The organism is Sphingomonas pollutisoli, from assembly GCF_029167165.1.
Lineage (GTDB): Bacteria > Pseudomonadota > Alphaproteobacteria > Sphingomonadales > Sphingomonadaceae > Sphingomonas > Sphingomonas pollutisoli.
Map to the genome: position 1 here is coordinate 98,162 of NZ_JARFNJ010000003.1, position 22,722 is coordinate 120,883.

The 22,722-nt window shown below is 67.5% G+C and carries 17 protein-coding genes; 6 read left to right on the forward strand and 11 right to left on the reverse strand.

Going from position 1 to position 22,722, the window contains the following annotated elements; genetic code table 11:
- Positions 1 to 28 precede the first annotated feature (28 nt).
- The 8 genes from tssM to PX554_RS06995 all read right to left on the reverse strand — a co-directional run bounded on the left by tssM (position 29) and on the right by PX554_RS06995 (position 12,376).
- A complete protein-coding gene (gene tssM / locus PX554_RS06960; RefSeq protein WP_275500152.1) occupies positions 29 to 3,412 on the reverse strand; it encodes a type VI secretion system membrane subunit TssM in 3,384 nt (1,127 codons plus the stop codon).
- 1 nt (position 3,413) lies between these two features.
- Positions 3,414 to 4,754: a type IVB secretion system protein IcmH/DotU gene (icmH, locus tag PX554_RS06965; RefSeq protein WP_275500153.1), complete on the reverse strand. Its 1,341-nt coding sequence runs from the start codon at positions 4,752 to 4,754 to the stop codon at positions 3,414 to 3,416.
- Positions 4,751 to 6,094, reverse strand: a complete 1,344-nt coding sequence (gene tssK / locus PX554_RS06970; RefSeq protein ID WP_275500154.1) for a type VI secretion system baseplate subunit TssK — start codon at positions 6,092 to 6,094, stop codon at positions 4,751 to 4,753. Before tssK ends, icmH begins: the two co-directional genes overlap by 4 nt.
- 137 nt (positions 6,095 to 6,231) lie before the next feature.
- Entirely contained in the window at positions 6,232 to 8,655 is a 2,424-nt protein-coding gene (locus PX554_RS06975) for a DAHL domain-containing protein (RefSeq protein WP_275500155.1), read from the reverse strand.
- Positions 8,652 to 9,650, reverse strand: a complete 999-nt coding sequence (locus PX554_RS06980; RefSeq protein WP_275500156.1) for a cytochrome-c peroxidase — start codon at positions 9,648 to 9,650, stop codon at positions 8,652 to 8,654. The genes PX554_RS06975 and PX554_RS06980 overlap by 4 nt, the downstream gene beginning before the upstream one ends.
- Positions 9,651 to 9,655: 5 nt before the next feature.
- Positions 9,656 to 10,408 (reverse strand): response regulator, encoded by a 753-nt coding sequence (locus tag PX554_RS06985; RefSeq protein ID WP_256326146.1) that lies wholly within the window; start codon positions 10,406 to 10,408, stop codon positions 9,656 to 9,658.
- Positions 10,409 to 10,739: 331 nt separating this feature from the next.
- Positions 10,740 to 11,303: a cytochrome b gene (locus tag PX554_RS06990; protein ID WP_093223171.1), complete on the reverse strand. Its 564-nt coding sequence runs from the start codon at positions 11,301 to 11,303 to the stop codon at positions 10,740 to 10,742.
- Positions 11,300 to 12,376 carry a catalase family peroxidase gene (locus PX554_RS06995; RefSeq protein ID WP_275500164.1) on the reverse strand — a complete coding sequence of 359 codons (1,077 nt, stop codon included), beginning with the start codon at positions 12,374 to 12,376 and terminating at the stop codon, positions 11,300 to 11,302. Before PX554_RS06995 ends, PX554_RS06990 begins: the two co-directional genes overlap by 4 nt.
- A 144-nt stretch (positions 12,377 to 12,520) precedes the next feature.
- Between PX554_RS06995 and PX554_RS07000 the strand changes: the two genes are divergently transcribed.
- Both PX554_RS07000 and PX554_RS07005 read left to right on the forward strand, forming a co-directional pair.
- Entirely contained in the window at positions 12,521 to 13,033 is a 513-nt protein-coding gene (locus PX554_RS07000; RefSeq protein ID WP_093223713.1) for an RNA polymerase sigma factor, read from the forward strand.
- On the forward strand, positions 13,030 to 13,836 hold the full coding sequence (locus tag PX554_RS07005) for an anti-sigma factor family protein (protein WP_275500168.1): 807 nt from the start codon (positions 13,030 to 13,032) through the stop codon (positions 13,834 to 13,836). The genes PX554_RS07000 and PX554_RS07005 overlap by 4 nt, the downstream gene beginning before the upstream one ends.
- Before the next feature lie 120 nt (positions 13,837 to 13,956).
- Here PX554_RS07005 and PX554_RS07010 read toward each other — a convergent pair whose 3' ends face one another.
- Together PX554_RS07010 and PX554_RS07015 are read right to left on the reverse strand one after the other, a co-directional pair.
- A complete protein-coding gene (locus tag PX554_RS07010; protein WP_275500970.1) occupies positions 13,957 to 14,478 on the reverse strand; it encodes a cupin domain-containing protein in 522 nt (173 codons plus the stop codon).
- 230 nt (positions 14,479 to 14,708) lie between these two features.
- Positions 14,709 to 15,431 (reverse strand): outer membrane protein, encoded by a 723-nt coding sequence (locus PX554_RS07015; protein ID WP_275500170.1) that lies wholly within the window; start codon positions 15,429 to 15,431, stop codon positions 14,709 to 14,711.
- Positions 15,432 to 15,656: 225 nt separating this feature from the next.
- Here PX554_RS07015 and PX554_RS07020 point away from each other — a divergent pair, with 225 nt between their 5' ends.
- On the forward strand, positions 15,657 to 16,400 hold the full coding sequence (locus PX554_RS07020; protein WP_275500171.1) for a helix-turn-helix domain-containing protein: 744 nt from the start codon (positions 15,657 to 15,659) through the stop codon (positions 16,398 to 16,400).
- Positions 16,401 to 16,522: 122 nt separating this feature from the next.
- Positions 16,523 to 17,296 (forward strand): hypothetical protein, encoded by a 774-nt coding sequence (locus PX554_RS07025; RefSeq protein ID WP_093223160.1) that lies wholly within the window; start codon positions 16,523 to 16,525, stop codon positions 17,294 to 17,296.
- A gap of 89 nt (positions 17,297 to 17,385) precedes the next feature.
- Here the strand turns inward: PX554_RS07025 and PX554_RS07030 are convergent, their stop codons facing one another.
- A complete protein-coding gene (locus PX554_RS07030; RefSeq protein ID WP_275500173.1) occupies positions 17,386 to 18,615 on the reverse strand; it encodes an ROK family transcriptional regulator in 1,230 nt (409 codons plus the stop codon).
- A gap of 273 nt (positions 18,616 to 18,888) precedes the next feature.
- On the opposite strand from PX554_RS07030, the gene PX554_RS07035 reads away from it, so the two are divergent.
- Together PX554_RS07035 and PX554_RS07040 are read left to right on the forward strand one after the other, a co-directional pair.
- On the forward strand, positions 18,889 to 20,346 hold the full coding sequence (locus tag PX554_RS07035; protein WP_275500174.1) for a glycoside hydrolase family 125 protein: 1,458 nt from the start codon (positions 18,889 to 18,891) through the stop codon (positions 20,344 to 20,346).
- 26 nt (positions 20,347 to 20,372) lie between these two features.
- On the forward strand, positions 20,373 to 22,688 hold the full coding sequence (locus tag PX554_RS07040; protein ID WP_275500179.1) for a GH92 family glycosyl hydrolase: 2,316 nt from the start codon (positions 20,373 to 20,375) through the stop codon (positions 22,686 to 22,688).
- Positions 22,689 to 22,722 lie beyond the last annotated feature (34 nt).

Here is a 22,722-nt window from a genome sequence, read left to right on the forward strand (position 1 = left end):
CGGTCGTACGTCATCGGTCCCTCAGGCGTCACAAGCGGGCAGGACAGCGGAACGAGAACGGGCCGCCGCGCCCGAACGGATCGGTCGTGGACGGCAGATTGATGTCTAGCGACGCGGTCTGCGCGCCCTCTCCGAAGGTGGCGCGCAGGCGCGACGGACCGGCATTCCGCACGCGCGCGGCGTCGAGCAGGCGGAACAGCGCCCAAGGGCCGAGCATCTCGACCCGCTTCACTTCGCGGTTTCCGGCGAACAGCACGACATGTGCGGCCGGAAGGCTGGCCGGTGTCCAGATCGCGGGTGCCTGCTCGTGCGCGCCGATCTCGAAACGGTGCGTGGCGCCGCCTGTCGAGAATTCCACCGCGGTTATGCCGCCCGTCATGCCCGCGGCCGCGACGCCAAGCGAGACGCCACCGCTCGCAAGATCGCGGATCACGCCCGCCCGCTCGAACTGGGCCGCGCTGTCGGGGCTGAGGCCGGCGGCCAACGGATCGCCGCTACGCCAGCGCCACGGCGAATGGCCGGTATCGAGCAGCGGCTGGAGATGATCGCGCACCATCACGTCGATCTCGCCGCCGGCGCCGAACAGGCGTTGCAGATCGGCGGCGGCGAGATCGGTCGCGGCGCTTCGATCGAACGGATAATGGCCGCGTGTCGTCTTCAGGCAATCCGCCAGGACACCGGCATATTGCGCATCGACGGTGAGGCGCGCGGTGTGGACGGCGGCGCCCCGCCCCGTCCGCGCGGCACCCCCGACAAATGTCTGCAACTGCGGGGGCGCGACGACGCCGGCGGTGGAAAGCTCGCCCAACGCGGTGGCAAGCTGCCCCTGCACCGCGCCGCCGGTCAGCGCCGCGCCTGCGGTACCGGCGGCGGCGCTGGCGGCGGCGGCCTGACGCACGGCTTTGACCAGTTCGTCGACCGGCGCTGACGTGCCGCCCGCGCCGGCAAAGTCGCCAAGCTGGCGGAAATGGTCGCGGATCATCCCGCCGGCATCCCCGACGTTGGCGGCGCCACCGCCCGCGAGCGCGGTGTTACGGCGGACCTCCTGCAGCAGAACCTTCAGCGGCGACGGATCGCGGGTGAATGCGCCCAGCGCCGCACGATTGGTGAAATAATCGGCTGGCCGCACCATCGCCAGCATGCCGTCCCAGGCGGCGATGTAATCGCGCGCATAATCCTCAGCGACCGCGGCGCGGACCTCCGGCACCTGCGCGCGGATCGACTGTTTGGCGGCATCAGGGCCCAATACCCACAGATCGCGGTCGAGCTCGGCCTGAACACGCGCCATGCCCTGCTGATAGCCCCGCAAATACCCCTCGCGCGTGAAGAACCACGGGATCGTCGCGCCAAGCAACGCATCGCCTCCCTCGAACGCCTGCGCATCGCCAGTGGCGAGCAGATCGCCGGCGCGCCAGTCTGGACGGCCGGACGCCGCCGCGCGTTCGCGCAGCACGGCGTAGGCACGATCCGACAGCGACAGCGTCTGCACCGCCGCACGGGCCGACGCGATCAGCGCGCCGTCGAGCGGAGCGCGCCCTCCCGCCCAGACCTGGCCGATGTCGGAATCGGCGAGCAGCGCGTCGAGATGCCGACCCAGACGGGCCCGCACGTCTTCGCGGTCCGGCCCGGCCAGCGACGCGTCGCGCCAGTCCTGCACGACCCAGGCCCGGACGCCCTGCCGATCGAGCGGACCATAGCCGCCAAGCATCAGATACGCCTTGAGCGGTTCGTACAATTGCTGCGGGTTCTGTACGTTCGATCGTAGCACCTGTTCGAGCCGCAGGAGGATGCGCGGCAGCATCACGCGCTGCAACGCCTGCTGATATGACTCACGCGCGGAATCGGCCAGACCCGCCTGATAGAGGCCGAACCGCATCCGCAATGGCGGCGCGCCGGTGCCTGCGTCGAATCCGCGAGGCAGGGCGCGCAGCCGGTCGAGCAGCGGCAGTGCCTGCTCAAGATCGGGGTCGCTTGCGCGCACCTCCTGAAGATCGATCCCGCTGCTCTGCGCCTGCGCGCTCGCTTGCTGCGCGCTGGTCAGCAGCCGGCCCTGGAAATCGTGATTTGCCGCGAAGGAGCCGGTCAGCGCAGCGGCCGCCACCAGCCCGACGATGCCGACGCCGCAATAGCCCGCGGCGGACGCGCGGCGCGCGCGTCGCCGCGCGGCCGGGTCCGAACGCACCAGCCCGGCCTCCGGGAAGATCACGTCGGTCAGCAGGCGGTTGAGGAAGAAGGCGCGCGCGCTACGGTCCGATGGCGGCGCCTGCGGTTCGTCATACACCTCCGCCATCGCGCTCAGCACGCGATCCAGCGCGACGCCTTGCTGCACCCCGCTCGCCAGATAGACACCGCGCAGGATATGCGGCCGCAGCGGCTCGGCGATGAACGCGCCCTCGGCCAGCCGGGCGACGCGGCTGCGCAACTCGGCAAGCTGCGCGGGGAAGCCCAGCAGAAGGCTGCGGCGGCGCACGTCCGCCTCGTCGTGCAAGCGGCGCGGCAACCGCGCCCACATCGCCGCCGTCACCCGGTCGAACGCCGCGAGGATCGCCGCCTGATCGACCGGCGCGTCGAGATCGAGCGTATCCCCGAGCACCGCGCGGCGGCCCTGCGCGTCGAGATCGGCGAAGAACTCGGTGAAGCCGGACAGCAGATCGGCTTTGGTGAGCAGGAAGTAGATCGGCACCGAAATGCCCAGCATCCGCCGAAGCTCGGCAAGCCGGCGACGGATGGCGGCGGCGTGCGCGTCGATCTGCGCGAGATCGCTGGTCATCAGCGTCTCGATCGACAGCGCGACGATGATGCCGTTGATCGGCTGGCGCGGCCGGTGGCGGCGCAGCAGCTTGAGGAACTGCTCCCAGCCCGCGACGTCGGCGGCGTCGCCGGCATCCTGCGTGGTGTAGCGGCCGGCCGTGTCGATCAGGACCGCCGCGTCGGCGAACCAGAAGTCGAGATCGCGGGTGACGCCTGCGCCGCCCAGCGCGGCCTCCGACCAGGGGAAGCGCAGGCCGGAGTTGCGCAGCGCGGTCGTCTTGCCGGTGCCGGAGGGGCCGATGATCGCGTACCACGGGCGGCTGTAGAGATAGTCCCGTTGCCCGTCGGCGGCAGTCTTCAACCGCGTCATCGCGTCACGCATACGGGCCGTCAGCGCGCGCGCCTCGCTTTCGCTTGGATCGAGGGCGCCGTCGTCGCGGGTAAGCTCGCCCGCGATCGCCTGCGACGCGCGACGTGCGCGCCACAGCCGCCAGCCTGCCGCGCCGGCGAAGCCGATCAGGACCATCCCCACCAGCAGCGCGCGCACCCAGGGCGCCCGCAAGACCGGAAAGAGCGTCGGCAGGCCGACGGCGAAGATCAGCACGAGGATCGACGCGGCGGTACCGGCGACCGCCCACCAATTGCGGGTCAGACGGTCCATGTCACTGCTCGTTTCGGGGGATGACGATTTCGACGCGGCGGTTCGTCGCCTTGCCGGCGGCCGTATCGTTGGAGGTTAGCGGTCGGCTGGAACCGAACCCTTGCGCGCTGACCCGGTCGGGCTGACGCAACCCCGCGCGCAGGATCGTCGCCACCGTCTCAGCGCGCGCCGTCGAAAGCGCCATATTGTCAGGGAAGGTCAGGCTATGAACCTGGTCGCTGTCGGCATGGCCCTCGACCCGCACCGGGCCGGGCTCGCTTTGCAGCGCATGCGCGATCCGCTCGAAGATGGCGGCGCGGCCGGGTTCGAGCGCGTCGGACCCGGAGCGGAACAACGCGCCCACCGTGGTGCGCACGCGCAGACTGTTCGCATCCTCTTCCACGGTGACGAGACGCTGGGCAATCTCGTCATGCAGGAATCCCGCGACGCGCTGCTGCTGCGCGTCGGCGGTGGTGGGCGGCGGCGGGGCGGCGCGCGACAGCCGCAGCGGTCGCTCCGGATTGATCGCCAACACCGCGTTCGTCGCCGGTTGTCCGGTCTCGATCAGCAGGATGCGGTAGGCGAGCAGCATCAGCAGCACCAGCCCGAGTGCGATCGACGCGGCCAGCGTCAGCGGTGTCCATGCGCCATAGCCGGGTGGCGCCTTCGGGCTGCCCCGCCAATGCGGCACGAGATCCGCGTCCGACTGCCCGCGCGACTGCGGCAGGGCGGCGAAACTGCTGTTGAGAATCGCGCGCAGCTTGTTGCGACCATCGGGGCTGACACGGTGCCGCCCCTCGAACCCAACCGCTAGACAAGCATGGTACAGCTCAAGCAATTCGGCATGCTGCGCCGGCCGCGAAAGCATGTCGTCGAGCAACGCCCAGAACCGGTCCCCGCCGATATTCTCTCCGAACGCGCGCACCACCATGCTGCGCCGCGCCCATTCGGTACCGCTGCGGCCGCCGCTGGCGGGCAGGTTCTGCGCGATGTCGTCGATCGTGGCATACACAGCGTAGCGGGCGCGGCGGCGCGTCTCCGCATCATACTTGCCGGCAGAGAGGCATTCGTCGAAGCGCGTCGCCGCGGCGGTGGCGCGCTGATGCAGCCGGGGCAGGTCGATGGTGACGCGGCCCGAGCGTACCCCCGCGATCAATGAGAGCAGCGGCGTCGCACCGATCATCATCACACTGCCCACCGCCGCGCCGGCCGGCGGGCGGGGGACATCGTCGGAATCGCGGTCATAGCCCATCACCATCGCATGGCGCGCCAGCGGGCGGCTCGGCTCCCGCCGCTCCGTCTTGCCGGGATCGGGAATAAACACGGTCTGTTCGCCGACGGGCGGCTCCGGTCGATCACTCATCGCCCGACCTTCTTGACGCACCACAATTCGAGACGAAGCTCGGGCCAGTCGCCGGCGATGTGGAGACCCAGCGCGGGCGATTTGGCGAAGTCCGCCCACTCCGCGACCGAACGATCCAGTTCGAAATAGACGAAGCCCGGCAGCGCACGGATCTGCGGCGGCGGGGTCGGGCTGTGCTGTAGCGGAACGCCGCTCAGCGCCGAATCGACGATCTGCCGCATGTTCTGCACCGTCCCGATCTTCGCGACGGAGGGGAACCGCGCGCGCAAATCGTCGAGCGGCATGCGCGCGCTCACCGCCAAGTAGAAATAGCCCGTCTGGTACAAGGCCGGATCGGTGATGCGCGACGTATAGGCGCCCGGCCCCGCCCGCTGGAGCGGCAATTGGATCGCGGCACGATCATACACCGCCGACAGCGCCGCCTGGATCGCCTCCACCACCGGCTCGAATATCGCCTGCAACGTGGCATGATCGTAGCTTGGCAAGGCCGGGGGACGCCGGTCCTCACGCGTCAACGTGGCGAGGTCGCCGGCCACGCCGAGCAACATCTCGTACAAGCGCTCGGGATGAACGGCCGGCAACGCGCGCAAATGCTGCAATTGCTGCTGGTAGCGGTTGAGTGCCTGCAGGAGCAGGAAGGTCGCGAAGCTCTCCGATCCGCCGTCGGTGTTCTGCACGGCCCGGACCGCGAGTTCGTCAATGCGCTGGCCCATCCGCCCGATGATGTCGGCCAGCCAGCCGGTCAGCCGTCCGCTCGAGCGGATCGCGAGCGCGGGCGGAATGTAGCGATCATCGAACGCGACGCCGGCGGTCGTCACCTCCCGCACGCGGGCGAGGCCAAGCGTCACGCGGCCGTAAGTCTGTTCGCGCGTCACCCCGAAGCGGAGGTTCGGCCGGGCGATTTCGATGACCTCGCGAGTCCGCTCCTCCGCGAATGCATCGGCGACCTCCACTTCGTCGACAAGGAAGCGGGCCGCGTCGGCGCCCGGCTCGCTCGTCGTGCGAAATTCCACCGCGCCCGGTTGATAGGCGGGCAGCGTCAGATGGATCACCGCATCGCGCGCGTCGGCTGGCACTTCGATCGGCGGCGGTGGTGGCAGCGTGTCGGGTATGGCGAATGGCGTGCCGTCCGGCATCACGCCGACCAGCCGCTCGACCGCGAACGTACCGAGCGCGGCGAGGCCGGCGTTGATCTTCAGCTCGGTCAGCCCCCAGGCGAACGACTGCCCCGCCTCGACACGCGCCCCGATCAGCCGATCGGTGTGCCGGTCCTGCTGCTGAAGATGTTGCTGGCGGAGGAACAGTCCCTCGCGCCACGCCACGCGTGCTTCCGCCGTCATGCGTCAAGCATCCATTATCCTGTCCGGCTATCCGTCCGCCTCGCTCAACGAGGCGCAGGGACCAGGCTAGGCGGGTCCGGTTTCGCGTCCGTGTCAACGCCTGGCTCGATCGCTACAGCGGTAACGTTCGCCGCGGTTCAGGCGGGATGGCTCGCCGGTTCGGCCGATCCGTGCAGCGCGAGCTTCAGCGCCGCCGCGAGTTCGCCTTCGCGCAGCGGCCACGTGATCTGGCGAAAGTCGTCCGCCGAAGCGTCGGCTGCGCCCGAAATAAGGACGGGTATCGCGAGCGCCTGGGCGGCGGAGGCATGGGCCAGCGCGGCGACGAGCGACGGTTCCGGCTGCACCAGCAACAGGGCATCGGCCGAAGCGCGCAGGCAGGCGTCGATGATGGTCGCGGCGTCGGTCGCGTTCGCCGGGCCGAGCGGTTCGTAGCCGAGGATAGCGAGTTGTTCCTCCAGCAGCGGTCGGCTCGCGTAAGCGGCGACCAGCGCGACCCGTTCGCCCCGCCCCTGGAGCGACGCGAAGATCGCCGGCGTCAGTTCGATACGGTCGAGCCGCAGTACCGGCAGCCAGACCATGAAGCGGCTGCCGGCACCGGGTTCGCTCTCCACATCGATCGTGCCTTGCCGATCCTGCACCACCTCCCATGCGGTCGATAGGCCGAGACCGGTGCCGCTCGGCCGCGTGGTGTAGAACGGCTGGAAGATCTGCTCGACCTGATCGGCGCTCATCCCGATGCCCTGGTCGGCGATGGAGATGAGCACGTAGTGCCCTGGCTCGAGCGATCCGTGGCTCATCGGCAGCGCATGATCGAAGGCGTGAAGCTCGACGCAGACGTCGATCCTGCCACCGTTCGGCATGGCATGGGCGGCATTGGTGCCGATGTTCAGCAACACCTGTTGAAGCTGCGCCTCGCTCCCTTCGATCAACGCTTTGGGGATCGGTTCTCGCACGGTCACGGTGAAACCCTCCGGCAGCGTCGCGCGCAACAGCCGGACCGCCTCCCCGACAAGATCGGCGATGGCGATGACGTCCTGTTCGTGCGCGCGGCGGCCGAAGCCCAGGACCTGCTCGGCCAGTTGCTGCGCGCGATTCACCGCGGATTCGATTTCCTCGAGATTGCGGCGCACCGCCGATCCCGGCCGGGTGCGCGTCAGCGCCAATTCGCTGAAGCCGGCGATCGCACCCATGATGTTGTTGAAATTGTGCGCGATGCCGCTTGCCATCGCGCCGACCGTTTCCATGCGCCGCGCCCGCGCGAGCGTCCGCTCGAGACGAATGCGGTCACCCTCCAGCCGTTCGCGCTCCACCGCCTGGAGGATCGCCGCCAACGCCACGCGCAAGCCCGCGACCACATAGGGACGCAGTTCGAACGGGCCGTCGTTGCGCCGGAAACCGAGGATCGCGGGTGTCGGCTCGGTCGTGCGCAGCAACATCGCACACGCCCGGGGGTCATCGACATGATTGCCGCCGATATTGGGAATCGCGTCGATCCGCTCGATCAAGTCGTCGCGCCACAGATCCTGGTCGAGTGTTTCCAGCAGAATCGACCACCCAGGGCGGGCGTTGCCCCCGCCCGGCCATTCATAGGTCCGCTCGATCGGATCGCCGATCACCAGAAATCCCCGGTTGGCGCCGGCATGGGAGGCCAGCTCCTGCAAGGAGCGTATGATCCGCTCTTGCAGCGACAGCGTCATCGGATCGAGCAGGATGCGCGCGACCGTGGCGCTGAGCCGCTCGTTCTCGGCCTGATGGATGGCGCTGCGCGCGCGCACCCGCATCAGCAGGATGAACGCCGTCGCGATCAAAAGCGTCAGGGCCGACGTTACCGCCAACGCGATCAACTGATACAGACGCCGTGCCGCGTCGAGATCTTGCTGTACGGCAATCCCGCGACGGACCGATTCGATCAGCCCGTCGCTGTTCAGCGACTTCAATTGCACGAGGAGACGATCGACCTCCGGCAGCAAGTCCACCAGCAGGCGCGCCTGATCGGCGAACTCGCTTTTCTCCGGTCGAGACATCTCGCCCGGCCCGGGGACGAGAAGACGCAGGCGTTGGCGGGTCGCCTCGGGAACACCGTCGCCGGTATGCAGCGTCAGCCGCATCAACTCGATCGCCAGCCGCTCCACGCGGCTGTCGCCCGATCGCAAGCTTTCGCTCGTCTCGGCGAAGCGGGCCAGCGCGTTCTGGACCAAGGCATTGTCGGTCTTGAACTGCTCCACCACCTCCTCGCGCGCGTGAATGCGGTCGCCGAGCGCTTGCGTCTTGCGGGCAAGATCGCCCTGCTCGCGGGTCAGCGCGCGCAGTTCATCGACCGCCGTGCTGGCGAGCAGCGCGTTGTTCGTCACCGAATCATAGTTTCTGAACAGCCCGGCGCGGGCGCTCAGCACGTCCCGTTCGACCGAACGATCCGCCAGCGCCAGCCGGTCGAGCGCCTGCATCGCGCGGTCGGGCCAGGGTCGATCGGCATTATAGGTCAAGAGCTGAGCGACCATGAGGATCGCCGTTGCGATGGCCGTGCAGATCATCGCGACGCGAAGCGGTGCCAGCCACTTCAAGAATCCGGCCTCGCGGCGGCCTGCCGCAGATCACGGCCACGATACTGCCCGGTCAAGGTCCGCAGGAAGGCCGCGATGTCGGAGGCGTCGCGGGTGCTGAGCAGGACGTCGAGCTGCGCGCGCCCCATCGTCCGCACCGCGATCGGCAGTTCCTTCGCCTGGCCATCGTGGAAATAGGGAGCGGTCACGGCGACGTTGCGCAGGCTCGGCACACGCAGCAGTTGCGGCTTGTTGATCGTGCTTTGGTGGAAGATGCCGTGGCGTTCGAGGAGGTTGCCGCCGACGTTGCGGCCCTGATGGCATGAGGCGCAGCCGACCGCCTTGAAGCGCGCATAACCGCGCTTCTCCTGTGCGGAAAGCGCGCCGGCATCGCCGCGCAGCCATCGATCGAAGCGGGCGTCGGGCGTGGTCAGCGTCGCCATGAACGCGATCAGCGCGTCGGACACCGCGGCTTCATCTGGATCGCGCTTGTAAACCGCGCGGAACCGCGCGCTCATCGCACGATCGGCGCGAAGCCGGCGCAGGCCCGGTTCGGGAGATCGGCCCATCAACCGCCCGAGGCGAAAGATGCGGTTCAGCAGTTGAGCCGTGGTCCGCGGCCGGCCCTCCCAGTTGCGCCGAAAGTTCAACCCCGCGTTGAACACGGTCGGCGTGTTGTACGACGACGCCGTGCCGTCGTCGCCGCGATCCACCCTGTCGCCCGTCGCCCCGTTGGTCTCGAGATCATGGCAGGACGCGCAGCTCACCCGGCCATGTTCGGACAGTCGCGGATCGCCGAACAGCTCCGCCCCCAATCGGATGCGGGCCGTGTCGGCCGGCACCGTGCGCGGCAACGGGCTGATCGGCTCGTCACGGCCGAAATCGTCCGCATCCTCGCCTTCCGTCTGGGATTGCGGCATCTCGGCGCGGGCGCCCGCATGCTCCGTCGTCACCGCGGCGACGACGAGCGCCGCCGATGCCGCGCATAGGATGAGGAAGGGCGGGAAGCGGGGCATCGCCGCTAGACGAGTTGCACATCGGCATCGAAGATGTAGCCCACCCCGCGTTCGGTGCGGATCAACTGCGGATTGCTCGCGTCGATCTCGAGCTTGCGCCGCAGCCGCAGGATCTGCACGTCGATACTGCGATCATAGACGTCTTCATGCACGCGCGTCGCCTGAAGCAGATGTTCGCGCGACAGCGGCCGGCGCGGTGCCGCGACGAACGCGCTCAGCAGCGCGAACTCGCCCTTGGTGATCGTCACGGTCTCGCCGGCAGGGGTGGTCAGTTGCCGCGCACGCTGGTCGAACTGCCAGCCCAGGAAAGTGTAACGCTGTTCCTCCCGCCGCACCGGATGCAGCGTGTCCATGGTGCGGCGGCGCAGCAACGCGCGCGAGCGGGCGAGCAGTTCGCGCAGGCTGAACGGCTTGGTGATGTAATCGTCAGCGCCCAGTTCCAGGCCGATGATGCGGTCGATCTCCTCACGCCGGTGGCCGGTGATGAGGATCACCGGCACGACGCTGCGCGTGCGCAGGTTCCGCAACAGATCGAGCCCATCGTCGGTGCCGAGGTGCAGATCTAGGATGATGAGATCGGGTTCGCGCGCCGCTATCGCCCGGAACATCGCCTGCCCGTCGCTGGCGACCACGGCACGCATGTTATGGCCGTTGATGCATTCGGCGATCAACCGCTGCATGGCGGGATCGTCATCGACGATGAGAACGCGTGGCGCTTTTTTCGCCAGAATGTCGCTGCTGACGTCGATCATGCCCATGGGGTTGGCTCCGTGATCATTTGAGATGAAGCGGCGGCCGCGTCGAGCTCGGCGAAGGGGCGAGGATCGGACGCGCCTCCTTTCGCCGACGCGAGCCTCCTGTGGCGCCGTTCAGCACCGTTCTTGGTTCCGGGATGATGGAGCACGCGGCGAACCGATCGCGCCCCGGCCGAACATTACGAAATATTGCATCCGGCTGCTCCGCTAGGCGCTGACGCGACGAATCGCGAGGTGGTTCGAGCTCAGCCCGACGTGAGCCGCGCTCAGCCTGCGATCCTCCGCTTTCGTCGGGCAAGGCGGCGAGAGCGAACCGGATGACCGCGAGACCGTGTTACCTGCGTTCCGCGCTTGCATCTGCGTGATGACCACTCGTCATGCTCCTCAACACTCCATCGCGGCGGATCAGCCCATGCATCAGCGCGGCGGAGAGATGCGCGACGATCAACGCGAAGAACAGCAAGGCTATGATCGTGTGCGCCTCGCGCAGAAAGGCATAGACGGGCAGGTCGTGCGGCAGAATCGGCGGGAGGATGATCGCCTTCGTCACATGCACGGGGTAGCCACCGGCCGACAGCATCGCCCACCCGATCAGCGGCATCGCGACCATGCTGGCGTAGAGCAGGACGTGCGACGCCTTGGCGACGAACTTCTGCTGCGGTGGCAGATCGTCGGGCAAGGCTGGCGCGCCGGTGAACAGTCGCAGCGGCAGCCGGATCAGCACGAGAATGAGGATGACGATGCCGACCGGGCGGTGCAGCGCGAGCAACGTCACATAAGCCGGCCCCGACGTGGAGACCATGCCGACGCCGATGAACAACATGGTGAGCACCATCGCGGCCATCAGCCAGTGCAGCGTACGCAGCGCCGGGTGAAAATCGGGCGAGCGGCGGTTCATCGTACATGCTCCTTGGCGAGATCCTGGCCAATGGCGCTCGGCCCCGGCGTCTCACCCGCGCGCCGGGTGAAGGAGGAGGAATAGGCCTTCGAGCGCGCCGCGAGCAGCGGATCGTCGGAGATGGCGATGCCAGGCGGCAGGATGGTGGGGTCGAAGTTCAGATCGCGGCACGCGCCATTCTCCTCGGGCTGCACGCCGGTCAGCACCAGCGTGCCCGCATCGACGGTGCGGTGCGGGCCGGTCCACGCCACCGTCGCGTCATCGGTCTTATCGCCCGGGTTGGCGGCGACAAGCTGCAGATGCCAGCGTGACGGGCCACGCGCGGTGCGCGCGATCATCTCCCGGATGAGATAATCGCGCGGCAGCGTGCCGAGCGCTTTCTTGTCGAGCCCGGCGAGCGGCGCCTCGGGAACGAACTGCCAGCGCACGAAGCGGGTCTGCCCGCGCCCGTCCGTGAAGCGGAAGGCGTTGATGCTGTAATAGGTCGCATCGGCGAAACTGTCGGGCAGCACGGCTTTGGCCATATAATCCTGGAACGCCTTCACCTCGGGATGCGCTTGCAGGAACGGCTTCATCACCGCCGGATCGGGCTTGCCGGTCGTCGGGTCGGGCGTAGTCGCCTTTTGCAGCGCGATGAACGAGGGTACGTCGGCGACCGGGAAGATCGGCGTGTGGTCCATCGCCAGCCGCCACTCCTGCCCATCCGGTGTCTTCACCTGGAGCGCCATGGCGTGGAACACGTTGCGGCCGTCGGTCGCGAGCGGATTGCCGCCGCCGAGCGAGAAGCGCCCGATCACCGGATAGCCGCCCCGCGCGAACACGCGCGCCGAGGAGAGTTCGCTGCCAGCCCCGTTCGCATCGAAGTGGCCGCTCAGGCACAGCCCCTTGGCGTGCGCGCGCCGGTAGCCCGGATGCTTGCCGCCATTGGCGTCGAGCGCGGCGGTGATGTCGCCGCCGCTGATCCGCCTGGGGCCGATCCACCCCGCCGCCCAGGCGAAGCCGGCGACGAGCAGCAACACGACCGCGCCGATCAGCGCGGCCGGCCCGGCAATGGAACGTTGATGGGCTGGCATACCTGGTCCTTTCGCGATCTTCGAGAGTGAGACGATGCCGCGCCGTTTTTATTCCATCTGCAACCGAACAAAAGATCGCGGGAATAAAAGGCGCCACCCGGCGTCTCATCGACTATGTACCGACCGATGCAACCGAGCGCCGAGATGATTTCCCTCGTCCAGCCGCTGATCCCGGCGCTCCGCCGCTATGCCCGCGCGCTGCTGCGCGATCGGGAGGATGCCGACGATCTGGTGCAGGACGTGCTGGAGCGCGCCATCGCGCGCTGGGCGCAGCGGCGCGAAGCGGCGAGCGTGCGGGCCTGGCTGTTCACCATCCTCCACAATCTGGCGTTGGATCGCTTGCGGCAGGGCAAGCGGCGCGGCACCGCCGAGCCGATCGACACACTGCCCGAGGGGCGGCTGGCGACACCCGCGCGTCAGGACGCGGCGATCGCGCGGGACGACATTCTCGCGCTTGTCGCGGCACTACCGGAGGAACAACGCACCGTGATGCTGCTGGTCGGGGTCGAAGAACTGAGCTACGCCGAAGCGGCCCTGATACTCGACGTGCCGATGGGAACGGTGATGTCGCGTCTGTCGCGCGCGCGCGAACGCTTGCGGCGGATGCTGGCGGGGGAGAGCGTCGGCGCACGCCCGGCGCTGCGGATCGTATCATGAGCGACATTTCCGTCACCGAGGCCGAACTTCAGGCGCATGTCGACGGCCGGCTTGCGCCGGATCGGGAGGTCGCCGTCGCCGCGTGGCTGGCGGCACGCCCGGAGGAAGCGGCCCGGCTGCTTGCCTATCGTTCACAGCGGGACGCGCTACGCCGCGCGCTCGATCCGATCGTCGATGAACCGCTGCCCCCGGCACTCGACCTGCGATTGCGCGAGGCGCCACGCGCCCGCTGGTTCGCGCGCGCGCGCCCTGCCCTCGCGGCGAACGTGGCCGCGCTGCTGCTGCTCGGCGGCGCGGGCGGATGGACGCTGCGCGGATGGAGCGCGCCGCCCACGGTCGGGACCGCGGCGCTCGCGCGCGAGGCGGCGGCGAGCTACTCGGTCTATGCCGGCGACACCATTCACCCGGTGGAGATCGCCGCCAGCCAGCGTGGCGCGCTCGACGGTTGGATCTCCGCGCGGCTTTCACGGCCGATCAAGGCCCCCGATCTGCGCGGTGCCGGGCTGGAGTTGATCGGTGGCCGGCTCGTCGCGTCCGAACACGGGCCCGCCGGGCTTTATCTCTATCGCTATGCCGATGGCGGGCGGGTCGCGGTCTATGTCCGTCCGATGCAGGTCGATCGCACCGACAAGATGGTTCCCCGCAAGGAAGGCGGGGTGCGCGGCTGGACCTGGGCCGATAACGGGATGGGGTTCGGCATCTTCGGTGGCAGTGGCAATGGCAATGGCAATGGCAATGGCGATGGCGGCGACACGCTCCACAACGTGGCCGACATGATCCGCACGCAATTCGAACGGACCTGAGACGCCTTCAATAGAGGGGGCGACTTGGCTTGCACGGCCACGCGCGTCTGGCTTGATGCATGACCTCAGTTGACGCTCGCGCAGCAGGCACCGAGTTTGACGTCGGGCGCGTCGACCGCGTCAGCGCGCCTTCTCACCGAGCACGAAGTTGGTGTCGGTTTCAGAGCCGATCGCCACGATCCGTGCCATCGCCGCTTCCGGAGCTAGCGCGGAGAATGGCTCCGCCCGATCCGCCTGTTCGACCGCATCGAAAAACCGTTCATGACCCACAACGGAGATGCTCAGCAAACGGGCCGTCTCATCGCCCCGGTTATGGAACGTGTGTTTCGCCTGCGCCGGCGCGATAACGACATCGCCCGCCGCACATTGCCAGACGCCGCCCTCCGAAGCGAACTCGATCGTCCCGCTCAACACATAGAAGGCTTCGGAATAGCTGTGCGTGTGGAGCGGCACACCCGTTCCGGGCTCGAGCACCTGTTCGAACATGCAAAACTTGCCGTCCGTTTGCTGCCCGCGGATCTTCCACGTCAGATCGGCTCCGGCGACGGCGAAACGACTGCCCTCGCCCTTCGCCACTCGGATCAGATCAACGCCACGATCGTCGCTCATGTTGTGCTGGTTCTTTCGGATGGTCCCGATCATGCGGCCCACGGCGGGATCGTTTTCGGTTATAGGTCGCACGGATATCGGTGCGCCGATTTGGTCGCAAGGACCGAACGGTTGCAATGGTAGGCGTCACGGCGACGCCCGGCCCGCCGGCGGTGACCGGCTAACCACCTCGAAGCGCAGGCGACGATGCTGCTGCAAACGGTAGCAGGATCGTCGCCCAGCCGCGATGGCCGACTCGGTTCCCTTGACGGGCCGGTTCGCGCTCAAAGATAGAAACGGAAGCCCGCGGTCGCCGCCAAGCTATGGTAGCGCGTGCCCAGAACCGAATCGAGCGTGCCTGCGGTCGCGTTGAAACGTTCGACCTGATGTTCGCTGACGCGCAGGTAGCGGACGTCCGTGGTCAACTCGACACGGCGGCCAAGCGCGACCGAAGCGCCGCCGATCGCTTGCCAGGCGAGGTGCCCGGAGACGCTGGTGGGGATATTGATCGCCGGGCCGGATGCCGAGACGTTGTAGCGGATGTCATAGTCGATCGAGGCGTTACCGACACCGGCGCCGGCTGAGAGCCGAACGAGGTTGGCGATCTTCGGCGTGTCGTACATGACGTTGACCATCTCGCTCGTGATCGCTTTGCGCCCCTCCAGCAACTCGCGCCGCACATTGTTCAGCACCAGTCGCTTGATCGAGTTTTGGCTCGCGCTCAGTTCGCCTTCGACGCGCACGCGACCCCAGTCGCCCTGTGCGGCGACCGCGCCGATCATCACGCCGCCGGTGACGTCTGCTTTGGTCGGCGTTTCGATCACGCGCGGCTGCCCGGTGATGTTGGCGCCGCTGAAGGTCTGGCCGCTGCCGAAGCGATCCCCCAGGAACCCGCCGACATAGAACCGCTTTTCCGGTTGCGGCGCGTCCGGCCCGTCCTGGGCAAACGCTGGAGCAACCGCGAAGACGCTCGCCAACCCGAGCGCGATGACCGTAGATTTCAACATATCTTCCTCTTGACCTGATCGGCAGCGATCCGCGTGCCGATGGCGCGCTCTTAGACTGGCTCCGCAGACATCGTGGTTCTGTGAAGCGCCACACAATTGCGCGATTGAGCCAAAAACGGCGAAGATCTTACCGCTGCAAGCCGATAGGGCGGAATATGTTTCCGCGCGTGTCGTCTGCAACATAAGGATGATTGAGCAAGCATTTCGAACATGCGTCTAAACTGCATGCTCTTGCATGATAAGCCAGACCTGTCGGAGAAACCTTCGGAGCACATCAGGCCGTTGGCGCTTTCGCCGGGTCAAGTCCTGCGCGTTGATGCTCGGCCTTTTACGATCGCGATCGCGATACTTGCGGGCGCGATTACGCATGAGCACGAAGGATCGGTTCGCATCACGTCCATGGGCCATGTGCTCGTGGTGCCACCGGGTACGGACCTGTCCGTGACGGCCCGCGGCGCGTGTGACGTGCGTATTCTCGAAACCGACCGGCGTTTCGGCGGAGACATCCACGCGCTGCGATTGAGTCCGCTGCTATACGCGATTGCTCAGCACGATGCGGTCCCCGCGACCGTTCGGGACATGCACGCGCTCTTTCTTTCGGAGATGTGCCGCTCAGACCTCGCGAATCCCGAGGTGCGACTGCCAGCCGATCCACGCGCGCGCTGGATTGCGCAAGCGATCATAGACGATCCGGCCGATCCACGGTCACTCGCGAACTTCGCGGAAGAATCGGGCACGGCTCGACGAACTCTGCTCCGACTGTTCGTCACGCAGACGGGTCTTAACTTCCGGCAGTATCGCCAACACGTCCGCATCTACCGTTCGCTCGCCCTGCTCGCCGAGGACGCGTCGGTCCAGGACGTCGCGCTCACCGTCGGTTATGAGAGCGCACAAGCGTTCATCGCGGCGTTTCGCAAAGTCATGGGCGCGTCTCCGGGACAGCACCGCAAGCGTCGGCGGCACGTCTGAGGTGATACGGCAAGCGCATGCCGCCACCTTCACTTCAACGGTAACAACAAAGCGGAACTCCGCAATCAAACGGTCGGCAGACGGGGCTAAGACCGCCGCAAAACCGTCGGAGCCGCCCTACAATGCCGAACAGCGTAACCGCCACAGGCGTCCAGAACCACATCATCGGCGCGACGTTCGCTGCTAGCACCGACGAGATAGACAATAAGGTAAGGCAGTACGTCGCCGCCGGTGCGCTGAGCACGAAGCGCGTCACGGGTGGCAAGATGCCAATGGCCGTCATCGAGGAGCGCCAGTACAACAATGGCCCCGAGGACGGCGTGAAAGCGGACCAGGCGAGACACTGGTATCGGGCGATGGACAAATATGAGTTCCGTCACCTCGTGCAGAACGGGAAGCTGCATCTCACTCCTTCCGACCTGCGTCCTTCCGCCACGCAGATATCCGCCGAAGAGGCCGTTAAACAGGCGAAGGAGAAGAAGGGCAAAAAGGGCGCCAACCCGCTGAAAAAGGCTTTGAACGTCACCGTCGATATGCCGCAGGATAATGGCTATCTCGGTATCGCGCCCAATGCGAGCTACGCGCGGAAGTACATGGGCGAGAAAAAGACCCAGAATTGGCTGGTCGAGTTCATCGACCCGGACGGACTGATTTACGAAAATCTGTCGGCCCTGAAACTCGGGAACAAGATCGCCACCGTCAAGGGAGAAGGCGGCGGCACCTTCGGACTGGGGCCCCAGGGAACCTTGGCGGGCGCTCTTTGCGGAGAGGAGTTCAACAAGCTGCTGATCGGAGAGGCAACGTTTTCGGAGGGCGTAGCCGAACCCCGTCCGGGCGCGGTCGTATGGCGCCTTATCGAGGTGCGCGTACCCATCGAGGAACTCGGCGTCCCATAACGGGGGCACAGCAGCTTCGGCCAATCCCGTCCAGCGTGAAAAAACGCCCGCTTACATAGCGGTCGTTCCGCCACCATCGCTCCGCTGCGTCAGGCCGCGCGGCCCGCCTGCATGAGGATCGCGTCGGACGGCAGCAGTTGATCAAGGAACGGGAGGATGGCGGCGCCGATCGCGGACGCGTCGCCCGCCATCGCGGCGCGGGAAATCGGCGCGACGGCCGGCAGGCGCATCTCGGCCAAGCGCGCCGTGAGGCGTTCGATCAGATCATCGACGAGAAAGTCCGGCAGCCGGCCGCCGATGATGATCGCGTGCGGATCGATCAAACAGTTGATGTTGACGATCGGCGCGATCAGCGCGCGCGTGGCATCCTCGACCCACCGGTCGATGACGCGCTTGACGGCGGGATCGGCAGGATCGATGCGCGATGGGCTGTCGATATCGCACCCCGCCTGCGCGAGATATTGCATCAATGCCGAAAGCGAGACGACATCCTGCACCAGCGCGCCCGGCCGTGAACTCGTCACATCGGGGAGCAGGCCGAGTTCGGCGCTGCGGCGGTTTGCCCCCTCGACGTAATGCCGATCGATCATCAACCCGCCGCCGAGCCCCGAACTGATGAAGATGTAGAAGAAACTCGCCAGCCCCAGCCCCGCGCCCGATTGCGCCTCGCCGATCGCGGCGGCGGCGGCGTCGTTGTCGACCAGCACCGGCCACGGCAACATCGGCGCGAGCAGGTCCGCGACCGAAAGCTCGGCCCAGCGCTCATACGTTTCGGGGCGGCCGGGCAAGGCGATGCTGCCGAGATCGTCCGGCAGCGTCACGCCGACGCCGAGCACGCGGTCGCGGCCCACGCCCGCCTCGGCCAGCAACGGGTCGAGCCCGTCGGCCACGAACGCCACGACATCCTCGGGGAGCGCGAACGCGATGTCGCGCGAAATCCGGCCACGGACCTGCCCGGCGAGATCGAGCGCCACCAGCGTGAGGTGATCGCGATCTATGTTGAGCCCGATCGCGACGCAGCCGAGCGCATCGATCGTGAGGCGGATCGCCGGTTGACCGCGCGGCCCCTGCAACCGTCCGATCTCCTTGACCAGCCCGGCATCCATCAGGCGGCGCGTGATGTTGGCGATGGTCGGCGCGGTCAGCCCGGTCATGCGGCTCAACTCGACGCGCGTGGTCTCGCTGCTCGATCGGATCGCCTGAAGCACGACACGCTGGTTATAGTCGCTGGCGCGCGCGAGGTTGGTTCCCGAAAGCGACACGGCCAGCCGCGCGCCACGCGTATCGCGCGGAGCATCCCGTTGCATGTCCATCGTCATCGCACTGCCCCTTCGACGCCCCGTACCAGCACCCTCTGCCGGGCCGACGCGCGTATCTATCCACCTTTCCACGTTGTCGATCCTAAGCCTAGGACACGCAACGCGCCACCTAAACAAAAATTGTTTTATTAAATATGCTTGATCCAGCGGCGGGCTGGTCCTAGCCTCGGCACCGAAGCAGCCCATCCAAGGGTTGCCGGTCTCTTCGGCGGATCGCGCCGGGGCGGCCGCGGTCGCGCATCCGCCACCGCGCAAGGCAAGAGAGGGAATATCGTGGCGCCAGCACCGAGCGGACCGTCAGCTTGGATCAGCCGTCGCGATCTCCTCGCCATCGGCGCGTTGGCGCCCTTGGCACCGATCGCCTCGGCACAGGCGGCGGATACGATCCGCCCGACGCGCCGTCCGCCGCCGGGCGAGCGGCGCTTCATCAGCCGCGCCGTCGAGCAGGAGATCGCCCGGGTGCGCGCCCGCATCGCCGATTCCGAGATCGGGTGGCTGTTCGAGAATTGCTATCCCAACACGCTCGACACCACCGTCCGCCCCGGTACGGTCGATGGCAAGCCGGATACGTTCGTCATCACCGGCGACATCGAGGCGATGTGGCTGCGCGACAGCTCCGCCCAGCTACAGAGCTACGTCCACCTCACGCCGCGCGACGCCGATCTGCGCCGGCTGTTCCAGGGGGTCATCCAACGGCAGGCGCGCTGCGTGCTGATCGACCCCTATGCCAACGCCTTCATGGCCGATCCGAGCGCGAAATCGAACCTCGGCGCGATCGACGATCTGACGGAGATGAAACCCGGCGTCGCGGAACGCAAATGGGAGCTCGACTCGCTGTGCTATCCGATGCGGCTCGCGCATGCCTATTGGACGGCGACCCGCGACACGACGCCCTTCGACGCGCTCTGGTCGCAGGCGATGGCGCGCGCCGTGGCGACGATGCGCGCGCAGCAGCGGTTGCATGGCGACGGCCCGTACCGGTTCGAGCGGGTCAACCGCCACGCCACCGAGACGCTGATGCTGAAGGGTGTCGGCGCGCCGACCCGCAAGGTCGGGCTGATCCATTCGATGTTCCGCCCGTCGGACGATGCCTGCACGCTCCCCTTCCTGATCCCCTCGAACCTGTTCGCGGTGGCGGCGCTGCGGATGCTGGCGCAGGTTCATGCCGAGGCCCGGCACGATACGGCCGCCGCCGCCGACTGCCGCGCGCTGGCGGATGCGGTCGACGCGGCGCTGCGGTCGCATGGCCGCATGTCGGATGGCGCGGGCGGGACGGTCTGGGCCTATGAAGTGGACGGCTTCGGCAACGCGCTTTTCATGGACGACGCGAACATACCGAGCCTGTCGGCGCTGCCGTTGCTCGGGGCTGCGCGGCGCGACGACCCGCTGTACCGCCGCACCCGTGCGCTGGCGTGGAGCGCGCGCGATCCCTATTTCTTCACGGGCGCGGCGGCCGACGGCATCGGCGGCCCGCACAAGGGCCTCGGCATGATCTGGCCGATGTCGATCATCGCGCGCGCGATGACGAGCGACGACGACCGCGAGATCCGGCAGTGCCTGACGTGGCTGAAGACCACCCACGCCGGCACCGGCTTCATGCACGAGTCTTTCGACCGCGATGACCCGACGCGCTATTCGCGGCCATGGTTCGCCTGGGCGAACGGCCTGTTCGGCGAGTTGATCCTCGATCTCGAGCGCCGCCGCCCCGCGTTGCTCGCGCAAACCTTCTGACCGCAAATCTCCAAGGAGACATTCGCTTGATCCGTGCCAACCGTCGCGAGCTTCTTGGGGGTTCCGCGCTCGCCGCCTTTGCCGCCGCCATCCCCGGCGTCGGCCGCGCCCAGTCACCGGCCGCGACCGAGCCGGATCTGTTCGTCGGCTCGGGCGGCCACGGCCACACCTTCCCCGGCGCGACGATGCCGTTCGGCATGGTCCAGCTCTCGCCCGACACCAACAATGCGGGTTGGGACGCATGTTCCGGCTACCACCAGTCGGATCGCTCGATCATGGGCTTTTCGCACACGCATCTGTCGGGGACCGGTATCGGCGACATGCTCGACGTGCTGGTCGTGCCGACGCGCGGACCGCTCAAGCTGCAAGCCGGCACGCCGGAAAACCCGTCCGCCGGCTATCGCCAGCGCTATTCCGGCGAACATGCCGAGCCCGGCTATTACCGCGTCAAACTCGAATCGGGCGTGCTCGCGGAGTTGACCGTCACCGAACGCACCGGGCTGCACCGCTACACCTTCCCCGCCGGCGCCGGGCATATCCTGATCGACTTCGCGCATTGCAAGCAGGAGAGCGCCGACGAGCCGATCCGCATCGAGAATGCGTCGCTCGCCCTTGGCGAGGATGGCATGCTGAGCGGTAGCCGCCAGGTATTCCGCTGGGCGGAGGGCCGCCACATCCACTTCGCGATGCACCTTTCGCGCAAGCCGGACCGCGTGCAGTTCTTCGGCGACGGCGACACCGCCGCCCCGGCGGGCGCGCGCGGCGTATCGGGCCACCGGCTGAAGGTCGCGCTGTTCTTCGACGATGCCGGAAGCGCTCCGATCCTCGTCAAGACCGGCATTTCGGCGGTCGACGTGGCGGGCGCGCGCGATGCGCTGGCGGAGGCGCCCGGCTGGGCGTTCGATGCCGCCTGCACCGCCGCGCGCCGGACCTGGGCGGAGACGCTCGACCGCGTCCGCGTCTCCGGCGGCACCCAGGCACAGCGCACGATCATGGCGAGCGCGCTCTACCACGCCTTCATGGGGCCGACCTTGTTCAGCGATCGCGATGGCCGTTATGTCGGGCTCGATCAGCAGGTCCGTACCTTGCCCGCCGGCGAACGCGCCTACAGCGCCTATTCGTTGTGGGACACGTATCGCGCGCTGCACCCGCTGATGACGCTGGTGCGCCCCGACATGGCCCAGCGCTTCGTTCACGACCTCATTCGCCAGACGCAGCAAAGCCCCTATGGCCCGCCGACATGGCCGCTCCAGGGGTTCGAGACCGGTTGCATGAACGGCACGCATTCGGTGGTCGTGCTCGCCGAGGCATATCGCAAGGGCATCCCGGCCGATTATGCCGCCGCCTGGCCCAACATCCGCAAACATGCCTTCGATCCGGGGTTCAAGGACAGCCGCGCCACGCTCGGCCGGGAACCCTATTTCCGGCTCGGCTACGTCCCCGCCGACAAGGTGAAGGAATCGGTCAGCCGCACGCAGGAATATGCCTATGACGATCACGCGATGGCGATCCTCGCGGACGCGGCCGGCGCGAAGGCCGATGCGGCCGCTTTGCGCCAGCGCAGCGGCAACTGGCGCAACGTCATCGACGCGAAGATCGGCTTTGCACGGCCCCGCTTCGCCGACGGAAGCTGGTGGGCACCCTATGACCCGGTTCAGCTCGGCCATATGCCCGAGCCGCGTTGGCGCGACTATACCGAGGCGAACGGCTGGCAGGCGACGTTTCTCAACCAGCACGACATCTACGGCATGATCGCGCATTTCGGCGGCGATGCGGCTTATGAGGCCAAGCTCGACGCGCTCTTCAACGCACCCTCGACGCTGCCCGCGAACGCGCCGCCCGACATCGCCGGACTGGTCGGACAATATGCACACGGCAACGAACCCGACCAACATGCGCCCTATCTCTACGCCTTCGTCGGCACGCCGTGGAAGACCCAAGCGATGGTGCGCCGGCTGTGCGTCGAGATGTACAAGGACGATCCCGACGGCGTGATCGGCAACGACGATTGCGGGCAGATGAGTGCCTGGTTCATCCTCTCGGCGCTGGGCTTCTACCCCGTGGATCCGACGACCGGCGTCTATGTGTTCGGCGCGCCGTTGTTCGATACGGCCGAGGTTCGTGTCGGGGCCGGCAAGCTGCTGCGCGTGAACGCCATCGGCAATGCGCCCGATCGGCCCTACGTCCAGTCGGTGCGCTGGAACGGCCGGCCGTGGACGCGCAACTGGATCGCCCACCGCGACCTCATCGCCGGCGGCACGCTCGAATTCGTGATGGGCGCGGCGCCATCGCGCTTCGGCACCGCGAAGGCGGACCGCCCGCCGTCCGCCACCAAGGCGTGACCACGCGCGGGCGGCGGCGCGCGCCGCCCGCGGG